Origin of the sequence: Desulfosarcina variabilis str. Montpellier, from assembly GCF_048565275.1 — a bacterium.
GTDB classification, from domain to species: domain Bacteria; phylum Desulfobacterota; class Desulfobacteria; order Desulfobacterales; family Desulfosarcinaceae; genus Desulfosarcina; species Desulfosarcina variabilis.
The window spans coordinates 3,354,370-3,368,779 of the sequence record NZ_CP159846.1; the positions used below are offsets into that span (position 1 = coordinate 3,354,370).

Sequence of the window (14,410 nt, forward strand, 5' to 3'; positions counted from 1 at the left end):
CCTATACAACTAAGTAAAGATGTAAATCCCTGAACGGCAGGTTGATGGTTAACCATCACACAGATGATGCGCTGTCTGAATTAGATGTTGATCCAGCAGAAGAACCGGAAAATGCAGGCTCGTGAATTGGAAAAATCATAATCATCTCCTTAACCGAAAAGAAGAAAGATGGACGAATACAAACGCAAACAAATTGAAGCTAAACTACTCCAGCTGTTTACACAAACAAACGCAAACCAACAAAAAGATTCCTCAAAGAAAACTTCACCCGTGGTAAAAGTGATCCGTCGTCGCAAAGGCAAACCCGACCTACAGGTCGCCTAATTTCATAATTTAAGCCGGGGCATAGGTTTAGCGCCCAATTTTTGCAGGCGTGTCCAGTGGCGATGGTGTCCTGTGTCCTTTCGGCTCTGTTCCGTTGTTTTGCCAATGCTTGGTTTCGTCGGTGCTATGCGCCAAATGCGTAGAACGGATTTGCCAAGTTGCGCCTTCAACCAGACAGGAAACCATTGCGCCCTCTCCGAAATAGTGGTATTTAATGGGTATTTAAACAACCCAACAAAGGCAACAGGTGGCCATGAAGCAATCCCTGATCGCTTGCCACACCTGTGATTTGTTACATCGTGTGATACCCTTACCGGAGAAAAGCACCGCGCGTTGTATTCGTTGCGGAACCCTGCTGTATTCTCACACACCGCGATCTATCGAGCGAACCTTGGCTTCTGCGTTGACCGGTTTGGTGATGATTATCATTGCCAATGTATATCCCTTTTTGTCATTGCAATCCCAGGGAACGATTCTGGAAACCAATCTCATCACGGGTGCCATCATTCTCTCTGAGCAGAGTATGGCTGGGCTGGCGTTGCTGGTTTTGCTCACCAGTATGCTGCTTCCGTGTACGCTTCTAGCTGCTTTGGTGTATGTATTATGGCCCCTAAAATGCGGGTATTGCCTGCCTGCCAGCCGTCGGATGTTCAGACTGGCACTGGCGCTGCGTCCATGGAGCATGACTGAGGTTTTCCTGCTTGGGATTTTAGTGTCCGTGATCAAACTGGCCAAATTGGCGACCATTATTCCCGGTGTGGCCCTGTTTGCTTTTTTGGTTCTGGTGTTTGCTTTGGCGGCGGTCAATACGTTTGTCAATCCGCATACGATCTGGGAGAAAATCGACCGATGCCAATGACCACGTCCACAGAAAGACAGCGCACGGCGGCCCATGCCGGCCTGCTGAGCTGTCACAGCTGCAGCATGGTGATCCATAGTCGATCGCCCCAGGATGATGGCGCCGCCCGATGCCCTCGCTGCGGAGCGCGGTTGCATCTTAGAAAACCCCACAGTATTCATCGCACCTGGGCCCTGGTCATCGCCGCGATTATTTTCTATTTTCCCGCCAACTTGCTGCCGATCACGGTTACAACCTACCTGGGAAGTGCGCAGCGCGATACGATCATAAGCGGCGTGCTCTACTTCATGCACACTGGATCATGGGGCATCGCGTTGATCATCTTTGTGGCCAGCATTGTGGTTCCGATTGCCAAACTGGCCATTTTGTGCGGTTTGTTGTTGTCGGTACAGCGGCAAAGCCATTGGCGCCTGAAAGAGCGTTCACAACTCTATCGCATTATCGAGGTCGTGGGACGGTGGTCAATGTTGGATGTGTTTGTGGTGACGGTGATGGTCGCCCTGGTTCGACTTGGCTATCTGAGTACCATTGAGGCCGGTCCGGGGGTGATTTATTTTGCCGCCGTGGTGGTGATCACCATGATTGCCGCCATGACCTTTGATCCCAGGCTCATGTGGGATGCACTGGAGGCTGATGATGAATGAACCGTCCACCGAATCCGGCCTTGTCCAGTCCGCATCGGAACCGGAAATCCAGTCGCGCAAACGGTTTTCCGTCATCTGGTTGATCCCAATGATTGCCGCCCTGATCGGCATTTGGCTGGCTGTCAAGGCCATCCGCGAAACCGGGCCGACAATTACCATTGTTTTCAGGTCTGCCGAAGGTCTGGTCGCTGGAAAAACAGAAATCAAGTACAAAGATGTTACCGTGGGTAAGGTTGAAACGATCAAGCTCAGCGAGGACCTTTCCCAGGTGTGGGTCACCGCCGCCATGAGTCCTGATGTCGCCGGCCATCTTAGCCAGGACACCCAGTTCTGGATTGTGCGCGCGCGCGTGGCCGTGGGTGAAGTTTCCGGTATCAGCACATTGCTTTCCGGTGCATATATTGGGATGTCACCCGGCACGAACGGAAAAATTGTTTATCGTTTTCAAGGCCAGGAAAAACCGCCGGCCATTTCACGGGAAATCGAGGGGCAGCAATTCACCTTGCGCGCCGAGCAACTCGGCTCTTTGGATATCGGATCGCCGGTGTATTTCCGCCAACTAAAGGTTGGGCGAGTGACCAATGTCGCGATGGCCGAGGATGGTTCCGGGGTGATGCTGGAAATTTTTATCGAAGCGCCGTACAACGACAAAGTCAAACGGAGCTCCCGTTTTTATAACGCCAGTGGCCTGGATTTGAAAATCGAGGCTGATGGTGTTCGGCTGGATACACCATCTTTGGCCAGCTTTCTGGTCGGCGGAATCTCATTTTTCACGTCCGGTGATCTGCGGACCTCACCTCCGGTCAGTGAAAATCACATCTTTACCCTTTACGACAACCGTGATGCGGCCAACGCCGCATCCTTCAGCTATCGTGAGTATTATCTGCTCTATTTTGATGAAACGGTGCGTGGGTTGTCACCTGGCGCACCGGTTGAATTTCATGGCATCCGGATCGGTGAGGTGATCAGTGTCCGGTTGCTTTTCGATCAGGACAACCTGAATTTTCGAATTCCGGTGTTAATCGCCATCGAGCCGGATCGGATCGAGTTATCTGGCAAACTCGCTATTTCTGAGAACACAGTGTTGGAAAAACTCGTCCAGAAGGGATTGCGGGCGCAGCAACGGACGGGGAATCTGTTGACCGGTCAAAGCTATGTGTGTTTGAATTTTATTGAGGGTACTTCTTCCCAGCAGATTAACTACGATGATGTCTACCCGGTGCTGCCCACAATCCCCAACGCCATGGAGGAAATTGCGGCGACCGCCAAGAAAATGGTGGAGCGGTTCAATAAACTGCCCTTGGAAGAGACGCTGGCAGATATCCGATCGGCGGCCCTTCAGGTCAAGGCCATGACCGGATCCAAAAGCCTTGAAAGCGCCATCAGCAATATTGATCAGAGTTTTGCACGGTTTAAGCAGGTGGCAGCGGATTTCGACGAACAAACGCTTGTACGCATTGACGAATTATTGGCTCGTGGTGACGAACTGTTGATCACGGCCAATTCAGTTTTGGGAGAAGGCGCACCGGCCGTCTATAACCTGAATCGACTGCTCATTGAACTGCAGGATGCGGCCCGGGCCGTGGAAGCGTTGGCCGACTACCTTGAGCGGCATCCCAACGCCATTGTTTTTGGAAAAGGAAATCAGGAATGATCCGACTATCGATATGGGCCGTTGCACTGGGTCTGCTGACGGTGATGGTTTATTCCGGGTGTCGGTCCACAACACCCCCAGTGACGTATTATACCCTCAATCCCATTGCGCCCTCGGCTGGTGAAACGCAATATGACAATCACCGCAACCAGATTATCGGCATCAGGCCGGTGGATTTGCCTGGAATCATTGACCGCATTCAGATGGTTACCCGTAGTGGGCCATATCAACTGGCCATTTCTTCTTCACACCGCTGGGCCGACTACCCGAATCAGTTGATCCAACAAGCCATTGGAGAAAATCTCCAACTCCTCATGCCCGATTCACGTGTGATCAGCGCGCCATGGCCCATGGGACTGAAACCGGATGTTACCGTCACGGTCAAGTTTTATGAATTGATCGGCACGGAAGATAAAAAGGTTCAGCTTAACGCGCTATGGACCATTACGGCTGCCGATCCGGCGTTTATGGATTCTCATCGCATCAATCTTACGGAGCCACTGACGGGCACGGGCTACGAAGAATTGGCCGCCGCGCATAGCCGCGTACTGGCGGTATTTTGCCGAAAAATGGCTGATTCGCTCAAGGCCTTTCAAAGATAGCCTGTTTGTTTCCCATGGTGGGCGGTTCGCTGTTCGCCCTTATCAAGCAAGGGAGAAAAAAATGAAGCGACTCTCTTGGACCGAAATGTTTCAGGAAAAAGCGCAAGCGGAAACCATCAACCGGGCAGATCTTTTGTATCTGGACGACCTTTTGTATGACCTATGGTCGCTGGGCCGCAACATTATTTTGGTTTGGACACCCTGCCACAATGGGATCGATCTGCTGGTAATTCCATACTATACCATCGGCGAAGCCATCGCCAGTCGCAGTGCTGCGAAAACAGACACGGAACGCAAAGACTATCACTCACCGGTGGATGACTTTTTGGAAAGAATTGTCAGCGGCCCCAAACACGTACCAGCCAAACAATTGCAGGAAACCGCCAAACTGTTCAACACGACCCCTCGGCATTTTGATCTTCCCTTTACACCGGGCGATGCGATGCCGCTGAAAACCGTCAGCGCATTGATCAAACGCTACAGTATCACACGGGTCGAAGATCGGGCCGTGGCGTTGTTTGACATTGTCGGCTTTTCCCGTTATTCGCCTCTGGAGCAGGTGACGCAGCTCAACAGCCTTTCTTATTCGGTTAACATTGCCTACAGCAAACTGATGGACAAGGATATCGAAATCCGGTTTGCCCGTACCAACACCGGTGATGGATTTTACATCTGGAACCGGGACCGGGGCATTGATTCCAATGTTGATCTTTATCATTTCATGCATCTGGTTTTGGCCGAAAACGCCGTTGCGCGCAGCCGAGCCATCAAACATACCGCCCCTTTACTGCGTACCTGTTTCCACGTCGGCGGGCACTATGAGTTTTACCAATCCGAGGGCTTGAGCCCGACCACGTTCAGCTACATTGTCGGTGACGTGACCATCGCACTGGCGCGAATGATCGAACAGGCCAAGGCCGGCCAGATCCTGATCGGTGATTTTCTGATTCCGATGGTCGATGAGAAAACCAAGGAGATGATTTCGATCGACAGCGTTGAATTCATCAACCGTGTCCAGCCACGGTTATCCAGTTTGAAAAATTTGGTTCTTGGAGATGATGATCGCGTCGTTTCGATTAAATGCTACTTGACCGGTGACAAACGGGCAGACGGCAGTTATGCCGTCAAACAATACATGATTACCGACAAGCACGGATACTCGCGTAATGTTTTCAATGCCAAGGTCAACATCCAACGGGGAAAGGGCATTCCCATTTACCTGGGAATCCAGGAGGCGGATTTGGATGATTTCGGCATGGCTGACGAGGACTAACCATGACCCCTCGTCCCGAAAAAAAAGAAAAAGAACAGTATCATGGCTTTGAACAGGGGCCTATCCGGCCACCCAGCGAGGCTCGCAGCCTGTTGATCCGGGTTACCCGCAATTGTCCATGGAACCGTTGCCGTTTTTGCCATGTGTATAAAGGCCAGCGGTTTTCGATTCGCCCGGAATCCCATGTGATAGAAGATATCGACAGCGTCCATCGGCATGTGACACTGCTGAGAAAAATGGCCGACGGATCCGGAAGTATTTTGCGTGAGGACATTCAGAAGGTCATCCAGGAATTACCGGTCCATGAAGAACAGGCCTTTCACGCCGCCTTGAACTGGTATGCGGCCGGCATGCAGTCCATCTTTATCCAGGATGCCAACAGCCTGGTGGTCAAGCCGGATCATCTGATTCGTATTCTGCGTCATTTGCGATCTCGCTTTCCGTGGGTGGACCGCATCACTTCCTATGCCCGATCCCACATCGTGGCCCGGATCAGCGATGATAATCTGACCCAAATGCGTGAAGCCGGGCTGAATCGGATCCACATGGGACTGGAGTCTGGCTCCGATGTGGTTCTGGCCATGATCCGCAAAGGGGTGGACAAGCGCACCCAGATCAAGGCCGGGCAGAAAGCCAAAAAGGCCGGCATGCAGCTGTCCGAGTACGTGATGCCGGGCATGGGCGGCAAGGCGCTGAGCCGGGACCATGCCCGCGAAACCGCGGACGCCTTGAACCAGATCAATCCGGATTTCATTCGCTTGCGGACCCTGGCCATTCCCGACGGCATCCCCTTGGCCGATGATTATCGTTCCGGAAAATTTATCAAACTGGGGGATACCGACACCGTGCGGGAAATCCGGTTGTTCATTCAACATCTGGACGGTATCACCAGCATGATCACCAGTGATCATATTCTTAACCTGCTCGATGAGGTTCAAGGACGGCTTCCCGAGGCCAAGCCGGACATGCTGGCTGTGCTGGATCAGTTTTTGGCCCTTCCTGAAATGGAGCAATGCCGTTTTCAGGTGGGCCGCCGTATGGGGGTGTTTACCCGGTTGGCCGACCTTGACAGTGCCAGACGGCGGGCCCGGGTGGATGCCGTCTGCAAGCAGTATGGGATCACGCCACAGAATGTGGATGCAATGATCGGTGAGATGATGACGCGCTTTATCTGATGGCGCTATCTTAGAGCCTGTTTGAGAAGTCTGGATCAGGCCCGATAACAAGACGGAAAGTGGCTCAAAAGCGGAGCATATATGTAATATGTGAGCATTTTGAGACACTTTCCAACGCCGTTAGCGGGCCTTAGACGGATTTATCAAACAGGCTCTTAGGGTTTTTTCCCAATGGGACTCAAGCACGACCTTCAGACCGCCCGCAAAAAACTCGCCGCCCTGGATAGGGGGGAGCGCGAATCGTTGATGCAAATATGCGCCGATATTTATGGCGCCCAGCAGGCCCTGACAGAAAAAGCAGCCCCGCTTCTGGATCAATGCATGACCCGTTGTCAAGGACTTTGCTGTCGCAACATCCGGGTGGCGGAAATCATCACCAAATGGGATTTGATTTATATCCTGGCCATGCGGCCGGAACTTGGCAGCCGCATGGCCAGCTGTTTGGAAAAAGAAGATCTGTTTGCGGCCGATTGCCTGTTCCTTGAAAACGGCACCGGCCCTTGCCTTTTCCCGGCATACGTGCGTCCGGAACGCTGTATCATCTCCTTTTGCCGGGTTGAACCGCTGGTGGAAAAAGAGATTGCCCAGGTCATGAAAGGCTTCAGCCGGCTGATTCGTTTTTTTCTGTTCAGGCCTTGGCACCGTTTCAGGAGACGGTTTTTGCCTGTTGCCGCTTCTGCACCAGATCGACGTTGAATAGGCAAACAGCGATTCAAGTGGTCGTCGGGTCATCTCTATCGATCCAGAATTCCAAAACAGGCTCTAAGAGCTTAGTGATGGATTCTGATTGTCAATAAAGAGCGGGTAGAGCGTCCGCGTTAGCGGGCAACCGTTAGGGTATGATTATGAGGTGATTGGGCGTGTACGCCTGTTTCAGTTTCAAAAGGCGTTTTTCAAGAGGAAACTGTATGCGGACAACGCCTCCGGCATCGGCCCCAAATACAGCGTTGTTGCCCAGTAACCCCCTGGCATTTTTTAAAAACGGATTACTTATCAATCTTTTCTGCCTCAAGCTCTAAATGTTCGGCGATGAATTCCTGGAGCATTTTTCTACCACCCATGTCGTCTCGGGCGGTAAATTCGGTTCCGCAAACCCATCCCTGTCTGAAAAAAAGACGCCTGTGATCTGGCTTATACTGGGAAACATGCCGGGGGATACCGGCTACTCGCACGGATTTGACACCATTTTCGATCAACGGTTGGATTGGGCTGCCGATTTTAATTTCATCCGGTGCATCGATTAAAAATCCCACACCATATTCATTGATATTGAAAATGTGATAATTTTTCCCATTGATGGCAATGGTCAGATCCTTAACCGCATATCTGTGTTTTTTCCTGTTACCCAATGTCTGATCCATACCATCCTCCTGTCTTTTTTGGTGAATTGCCCAGGATTGGGGGGTGCTCCTGGAGTGCAGTTTGAATTACCTTTTACTTATATCGGACATCCCATCGCGGGCTTTAGTTGAAATGACTGAATAAACTTCATGCCACTATCGACCGTTGGTATGATCTTTTGCCGCACGCGAATATCCCATCGTTTGGCCGGGCTTTTTAGACCATGGATTGACGAAACCGTATACCCTGCCTAAATTTATGGTATTATTCCGCTGACCGATATATTGTTGCAACGGGAGCAATGGTCACATGTCCTTGATCATGGATCGCAACGCACGGTGCTGATGATGGTCAATGCTGGCCAAAGGTATTTTTCCCAGGTAAAGGAACCCATGGGCAGTTCTCAGATAGAGATACTTTCGATTCTCAGTCGACTCCATTTCTTCAGCTCGTTCACAACCGAGGAAAAGCAGCGGATTGTTTCCGACGACGCCCATTTCAGGGTCTACCGTCCCGGTGAAATGCTGATTCGCCAGGGCAGTGGGGACCAGAGTCTGTTTATCATTCTTACCGGCACGGTGAACGTCAAAGAAGGCCATGGAGATACGGTGTTGGCCGTTTTGAGGGCCGGTGACATTTTGGGCGAAATGGCGCTATTAACCAAAATGCGGCGCACTGCCAATGTAATTGCTCGGGAGCCGGTGATTGCCTTGAAACTGGACAAGCCGCGGTTTGATCAGCTCGCTCCGGAAATCCGCGAAAAATTCAAGGACAAGATCATTGAAAAATTGGTGCGCCGGCTGGATGCGGCCAACAAGGAGTTGACCCGACTCAGTGCGGCGGCGAAAGACAGTGCCCTGGATGCTGCTCATGCCGCCGCCACAGACAAGGTGCGGTATTTTAACGAGCCGGCACAGACGGAGCTGCTTTCAGGGCGTGAGCTGATTCGCAAAATTATTGCCAATACCGCATCACTGCCGGCCATGCCGGAAGTCATGATCAAGGTCCAGCATCTGATCAAACTGCCGGGGACCACGCCAGGCCAATTGGCCAAAATTATTGAAACCGATCCGGCTATTGTGGCCGGTATCCTCAAAGTTGCCAATTCCGCCTATTATGGGTTTCGGGGAAAAGTGACCAGCATTCAGCATGCCTCAGCCCTGTTCGGCACGAGGCGGCTGGCTGAATTGATTACCGCCATGAGTGCCGGTGGGATGTTGGGTAAAGCCATGGACGGCTACGGCCTTGAGGCGGGTGATATGTGGCGCCATTCCATTGCCGTGGCCGTTATGGCCAGTGAAATGGCTGCGTCTGTATCGGAGGATACCCTTGAAAGTGCATACATGGCCGGGTTGCTGCACGATGTGGGCAAGATCATCCTCAATCCCTATGTGCAGCAACGCAGCCTGCTGTTCGACCAGTTTTTTATATCCAATCCGGGAAAATCCATTCAGGAGGCCGAACGACATATTTTGGGCTTTGATCATGCTATCATTGCTGGTATTCTTTGCGATAATTGGAATTTGCCGAAATCCATCAGCTTTGCCATCCGGCACCACCACCAACCATCGAGAGCAGATGATCACCAACTGTCCCATATTGTACACTTGGCAGACTATTATACCGGAAAGGCGGGAATGGCGGTAACCGGCAAGGCTGGTGGGCAGATGCTGGATAGCAGCAGTCATACTGTCTTGGCCATGGAACCGGATGTACTGCGGTCCATGGCCGAAAAGGCACGCCAGTATGTGAAAAGCTTGACCGGCCGTCTGTTGCGTGCTTAATCCATTACCATACTGAATAGTCCTCAAAGATACGGCCCGGATTAACATTTGCCCTTGAAATTAGGCCATGTGATATAATATAATAATAAGTTAGCCATTATGCGTCAACGATGCGTAATGGTGGGAATAAATAAACCGGTCACCAGACCAACAGCCAAAAAGACGACCCCCATGTTTCCCGGATTTGAACAACTCATTGAGGCACGAATAAAAAAAGCCCAGGATAATGGGGCTTTTGAAGACCTGCCGGGCAGCGGCGAGCCGCTTGATCTGGAAGATGATCGCCATATTCCTGAAGATCTGCGTATGGCCCATAAAATTCTTAAAAATGCCGGTTGTACGCCACCAGAGGTCCAGTTGCGTAAGGAAATACGGACCACCGAGGATCTGTTGGCCAACATGACTGACACGGAACAAAAATACCGCACTATCAAGAAACTCAATTACTTGGTATTGAAATTAAATGCCATGCGAAACACCAACACATCCTTTGACATCCCCCAACGCTATTACGCGGAGGTGGTTGATCGCCTCGAGCCCAATAAAAAATAAATTGGTGGTAGTATGTTTGGAAAAAAAAAAGAAGGCGACGGACTGATTAAAAGCGTTTTGCTCGCCTATTTTATTCTGGCGCTGCATGTCCTTTTGATTGCCGGATTGGCGATCCTGGTTCTGTTTTTCCGAGGCGTTGTCAACTATATGCTTTGGATCTTGATTGGTGGGATTGTCCTTGTTGCATTTTCATTGTTTTACTTCTTTAGACGAATGCGGGCCGAGGGACGATCCCTACGGGAGATGCTAAAAAACCCAATGTTCAACGGCCGATCCGTTGAAGTGAGCCTATTGGGTGGGATGGCTACCGTTAAACTGGGCCAACCGGCAAAGCAGCACCCCGCTTTAGAAAGCGGGGCGACCATTGATTTTCCGCAGCTTGAAGACCCGGAAACGGCTCGTCATCGCGAGATTTCCGAATTATCGGAACTGGCCCGTCTTCTTGAAAAAGACCTCATCACTGTCGACGAGTTCAACAAAGCCAAACGACGCTTATTAAACGGCTGAAAAAAACTAAGTTGCATCAATGCAAGGGGCGTTGTGGCCACAAAAGCCGGGGCGTGACCCATTGGCTGTTTGAGTCCCCAAAAAAATAGGCTGAATGCCTCTTGCGGTCTATGATGAAATCATAAATGCGCCATTAACACCACCATGACGCAGTGCCAGATGTTATCAAGCAAAACAATCGGCACGGCGGTTTTTCCGTTTCACTTTTCCTGGAAGACCGGTCAGCCTCAATCAACGGCCGATTCTTTATTGACGTCAAATGAATCAGGAGCGTATGGACATGCAAAAAAAAACGATCGCTTTGATTTTCGGTGGTATCTCGTCAGAACGGGAGGTCTCGCTAAATAGCGGCAAGCAGGTGCTCGGTGCGCTGGACAAAGAGAAATATAACGTCCGGACCTATGATCCCAAGTCGGATATTTTGCGTCTGGTCAATGAGGCGGCACAGATCGATTGCGCTCTGATCATCCTGCACGGTCCTTACGGTGAAGATGGGACGGTTCAGGGCCTTCTCGATCTGTTGGACATTCCTTATCAGGGGGCCGGCGTGCTGGGCAGTGCGGTGGCCATGAATAAACTCCTTTCCAAGCATCTTTACGAACAGGCCGGCCTGACCGTCCCCCCATACATGGTGGTCCGGCGGGGGGCGGCCATCGACATGGACCAAATCGTGACCACGCTGGGACTTCCCGTGGTGGTCAAGCCCGTTGAAACCGGATCCAGTGTGGGCATGAGCATTGTCCGCGAAGCGTACGTTTTGCCTGCCGCAGTGGATAAGGCCCTGGAATATGGCGCTACGGCCATGATCGAGGCGTATATCAGTGGAAAGGAAATCACCTGTGGGGTGCTGGGCAACGAAACCCTTGAAGCCCTGCCGCTGATCGAAATCATTCCCGGTGACCAGTATGAGTTTTTCGACTACGAGGCCAAATACCAGGCCGGGGCCACCGAGGAGATTTGTCCGGCGCGGATTGACGACGCGCTGACCCGGCGGGCCCAGGCGTGCGCCATGACTGCCCACAAGGCATTGTACGGTCAGGGTTACAGTCGGACCGATATGATTTTAAAAGATGATGAATTTTATGTTTTGGAGACCAACACGATTCCTGGTATGACTGCCACCAGTCTTTTTCCGCAGTCGGCCCAGGCGGCGGGTCTGTCTTTCAGCGCGTTGCTGGACCGACTGATTGAGTTGGGCATTCAAGCCCGGCGTCGCTCATCGACCTCGGGATAGCTATAAGTTACCATTAATTACGCCTGCGGTTAGGCCACAGGCCACAGAAGGAGGGAGGAAGCCTATGAAAGTGTTGGTTATCGGCGGTGGTGGAAGAGAGCACGCCCTGGTCTGGAAAATTGCCCAGAGCCCAGCGGTTAAAAAGATTTATTGCGCGCCGGGAAACGCCGGTATTGCCCGGTTGGCCGACTGCGTTTCCATTGGCGCCGCCGAAATCGACAAACTATTGGCTTTTGCCCAGGATGAGAAAATTGATTTGACTGTTGTCGGGCCGGAGGATCCGCTTTCCATGGGGATTGTGGATCAGTTTGAAGCTGCAGGGCTGAGGATTTTCGGTGCCAGCCAGAAAGCGGCACAAATCGAGTCCAGTAAATCCTTTGCCAAAATGATTATGCAAAAATATGGTGTCCCGACCGCCGAGGGCCAGACCTTCACCCGTATTGCTCAGGCCAAGGCCTATGTGAAAAAAATCGGAGCACCATTGGTTGTCAAGGCGGATGGACTGGCTGCCGGCAAGGGGGTCATTGTTTGCAGTACTGAGAAAATGGCCTTGGACGCACTCCAGCAGATTATGGTTGATCGCCAGTTTGGTGATGCCGGCACACAGGTCGTGATTGAGGAATGCCTGGTGGGGGAGGAAGCGTCCTTTCTGGCCTTTACGGATGGCAAAACCGTTTTGCCTTTGCCATCGTCACAGGACCATAAACCGGTTTTCGATGATGACAAGGGACTCAACACCGGTGGCATGGGCGCCTATTCTCCTGCACCGGTGGTGGATCAGTATCTTCATCAGCGGATCATGAACGAGGTGATGATTCCCATGGTCAAGGGCATGGCCACCGAAGGCTGTCCGTACAAGGGCGTTTTGTATGCAGGGCTGATGATCGACGGGGATTCGATCAAGGTTCTGGAATTCAACGGCCGTTTTGGTGATCCGGAAGCCCAGCCGTTGTTGGTGCGGTTGCAAAACGACATCATCCCGCTTTTCGAGGCGGTTATCGACGAACGGCTTGAAGCCTGCCGCCTTGAAATCGATCCGCGGGCATCGGTCTGTGTGGTCATGGCCGCCGGCGGTTATCCGGAAAAATACAAAAAGGGCCTTCCCATCACCGGCATCGAAAAGGCCAACCGAATGCGCGATGTGGTGGTTTTTCATGCCGGTACCGCGTTGGACGGCAAGAAGATCATATCCAGCGGCGGCCGGGTGCTGGGGGTCACCGCTTTGGGCGATAACGTTGAACTGGCAATCCAGAAAGCCTACCAGGCAGTGGCCAAAATCAACTGGTCAAAGGTTCACTACCGGACGGATATCGGAAAAAAAGCCCTGGTCCGGATGCAGACCCGTCCTCAGGTGGGCATTGTCATGGGCAGCGACTCGGATCTGAAGGTGATGGAAAGCGCCTTGGGAATTTTTAAAAAATTTGGGATTCCCATTGAAATGACCGTGGCCTCGGCCCACCGCAGCCCGCAAAAGGCCGCGGAATACGCCAGTACGGCAAGGGATCGAGGCCTCAAGGCGATCATTGCCGGTGCCGGACACGCAGCCCATCTGGCCGGTGTGCTGGCCGCCCATACGACCCTGCCGGTCATCGGCGTGCCCATTGATTCGTCGTGCCTGCAGGGGCTCGATGCCCTGTTGTCCACTGTTCAGATGCCGCCGGGTATCCCTGTGGCCACGGTTTCCATTGGTAAACCCGGCGCCAAGAACGCGGCGATTCTGGCCGTTCAGATCATGGCCGCCACCGATGACGCCCTGGCCGATCAATTAGCGGCATTCAAACAGGAAATGGCCGATCAGGTTGAAAAGAAAGCCCAAAAACTCAAAGACTATCGCTAATCGGGCGCGGATCGATCCCGCTGATCCAGATCCGGTAGTGGTACGGTCGGCTAGTCAGGTTCTGAAACAAGATGGTGTGCTGGTGTTTCCCACCAGTGGATTATACGGGCTTGGGGCTGATGCGCTGAGCCCGACGGCCGTAAAAAAGATTTTCTCCATCAAGCGCCGACCGGCCCACAAACCGGTGCTGGTGTTGTTGTCCGCGCTGGGCGAGATGTCGGAATTGGTGGCAGAGATTCCGGATTACGCCCAGGCGCTTATGGATTTGTGGCCTGGCGGGTTAACGTTGGTATTTGAGGCCGGAAAGCGCGTGCCCACGGCGCTTACCGGCGGAACGGGAAAAATCGGTGTGCGCCTGCCTGTCCATCCGGTGGCACGGGCGCTGACCGAAGCGTTTGGCGGGCCCATCACCGGAACCAGTGCCAATTTGTCCGGCCGGCCGGCTGTGGCCAGTGCCGAAGCACTCGATCCCGACCTGTGCCATGAGGTGGACCTGGTCCTGGATGCCGGCCTGCTTGCCGGCGGGCCTGGATCCACGATTGTGGACGTGACCGTCTGGCCCGTTGTCATATTGCGGCAGGGCGCGGTTGACCGGCAGGCCATTGATCGCGTTTTATATTGAAT

Annotated in this window: 15 protein-coding genes; 14 read left to right on the forward strand and 1 reads right to left on the reverse strand. The window is 52.5% G+C overall.

Translation table 11 applies throughout. The features are described 5' to 3' along the window. Nucleotides 1-168: 168 nt before the first annotated feature. From Dvar_RS14975 to Dvar_RS15010, 8 genes are all read left to right on the forward strand, one after another. The gene (locus Dvar_RS14975) at nucleotides 169-324 is read left to right on the forward strand and encodes a hypothetical protein (protein WP_419662504.1); all 156 of its coding nucleotides are present in this window, start codon (nucleotides 169-171) and stop codon (nucleotides 322-324) included. Nucleotides 325-577: 253 nt separating this feature from the next. Beyond that, entirely contained in the window at nucleotides 578-1,183 is a 606-nt protein-coding gene (locus Dvar_RS14980) for a paraquat-inducible protein A (protein WP_419662505.1), read from the forward strand. Continuing rightward, complete coding sequence (locus tag Dvar_RS14985; RefSeq protein ID WP_419662506.1) at nucleotides 1,174-1,827, forward strand: paraquat-inducible protein A; 654 nt, start codon at nucleotides 1,174-1,176, stop codon at nucleotides 1,825-1,827. The genes Dvar_RS14980 and Dvar_RS14985 overlap by 10 nt, the downstream gene beginning before the upstream one ends. After that, nucleotides 1,817-3,481, forward strand: a complete 1,665-nt coding sequence (locus Dvar_RS14990) for an intermembrane transport protein PqiB (protein WP_419662507.1) — start codon at nucleotides 1,817-1,819, stop codon at nucleotides 3,479-3,481. The genes Dvar_RS14985 and Dvar_RS14990 overlap by 11 nt, the downstream gene beginning before the upstream one ends. Next, nucleotides 3,478-4,083 carry a PqiC family protein gene (locus tag Dvar_RS14995; RefSeq protein ID WP_419662508.1) on the forward strand — a complete coding sequence of 202 codons (606 nt, stop codon included), beginning with the start codon at nucleotides 3,478-3,480 and terminating at the stop codon, nucleotides 4,081-4,083. Before Dvar_RS14990 ends, Dvar_RS14995 begins: the two co-directional genes overlap by 4 nt. Nucleotides 4,084-4,144: 61 nt before the next feature. Continuing rightward, nucleotides 4,145-5,356 (forward strand): hypothetical protein, encoded by a 1,212-nt coding sequence (locus Dvar_RS15000; protein WP_419662509.1) that lies wholly within the window; start codon nucleotides 4,145-4,147, stop codon nucleotides 5,354-5,356. 2 nt (nucleotides 5,357-5,358) lie between these two features. Continuing rightward, a complete protein-coding gene (locus Dvar_RS15005) occupies nucleotides 5,359-6,531 on the forward strand; it encodes a radical SAM protein (protein ID WP_419662510.1) in 1,173 nt (390 codons plus the stop codon). A gap of 171 nt (nucleotides 6,532-6,702) precedes the next feature. Further along, on the forward strand, nucleotides 6,703-7,227 hold the full coding sequence (locus tag Dvar_RS15010; RefSeq protein ID WP_419662511.1) for a hypothetical protein: 525 nt from the start codon (nucleotides 6,703-6,705) through the stop codon (nucleotides 7,225-7,227). A 290-nt stretch (nucleotides 7,228-7,517) separates the two neighbouring features. Here the strand turns inward: Dvar_RS15010 and Dvar_RS15015 are convergent, their stop codons facing one another. Then, a complete protein-coding gene (locus Dvar_RS15015) occupies nucleotides 7,518-7,892 on the reverse strand; it encodes a hypothetical protein (protein WP_419662512.1) in 375 nt (124 codons plus the stop codon). 372 nt (nucleotides 7,893-8,264) lie between these two features. Here Dvar_RS15015 and Dvar_RS15020 point away from each other — a divergent pair, with 372 nt between their 5' ends. The 6 genes from Dvar_RS15020 (at nucleotide 8,265) to Dvar_RS15045 (ending at nucleotide 14,408) form a co-directional block, all read left to right on the forward strand. Then, nucleotides 8,265-9,656 (forward strand): HDOD domain-containing protein, encoded by a 1,392-nt coding sequence (locus Dvar_RS15020; protein WP_419662513.1) that lies wholly within the window; start codon nucleotides 8,265-8,267, stop codon nucleotides 9,654-9,656. A 117-nt stretch (nucleotides 9,657-9,773) separates the two neighbouring features. After that, complete coding sequence (locus tag Dvar_RS15025; RefSeq protein ID WP_419662514.1) at nucleotides 9,774-10,208, forward strand: DnaJ family domain-containing protein; 435 nt, start codon at nucleotides 9,774-9,776, stop codon at nucleotides 10,206-10,208. A gap of 12 nt (nucleotides 10,209-10,220) precedes the next feature. Continuing rightward, the gene (locus tag Dvar_RS15030) at nucleotides 10,221-10,715 is read left to right on the forward strand and encodes an SHOCT domain-containing protein (RefSeq protein WP_419662515.1); all 495 of its coding nucleotides are present in this window, start codon (nucleotides 10,221-10,223) and stop codon (nucleotides 10,713-10,715) included. Between the two features lie 280 nt (nucleotides 10,716-10,995). Next, complete coding sequence (locus Dvar_RS15035; protein ID WP_419662516.1) at nucleotides 10,996-11,949, forward strand: D-alanine--D-alanine ligase family protein; 954 nt, start codon at nucleotides 10,996-10,998, stop codon at nucleotides 11,947-11,949. A 64-nt stretch (nucleotides 11,950-12,013) separates the two neighbouring features. After that, entirely contained in the window at nucleotides 12,014-13,786 is a 1,773-nt protein-coding gene (purD, locus tag Dvar_RS15040) for a phosphoribosylamine--glycine ligase (RefSeq protein ID WP_419662517.1), read from the forward strand. After that, nucleotides 13,749-14,408: an L-threonylcarbamoyladenylate synthase gene (locus Dvar_RS15045; protein WP_419662518.1), complete on the forward strand. Its 660-nt coding sequence runs from the start codon at nucleotides 13,749-13,751 to the stop codon at nucleotides 14,406-14,408. Before purD ends, Dvar_RS15045 begins: the two co-directional genes overlap by 38 nt. Nucleotides 14,409-14,410: the final 2 nt, after the last annotated feature.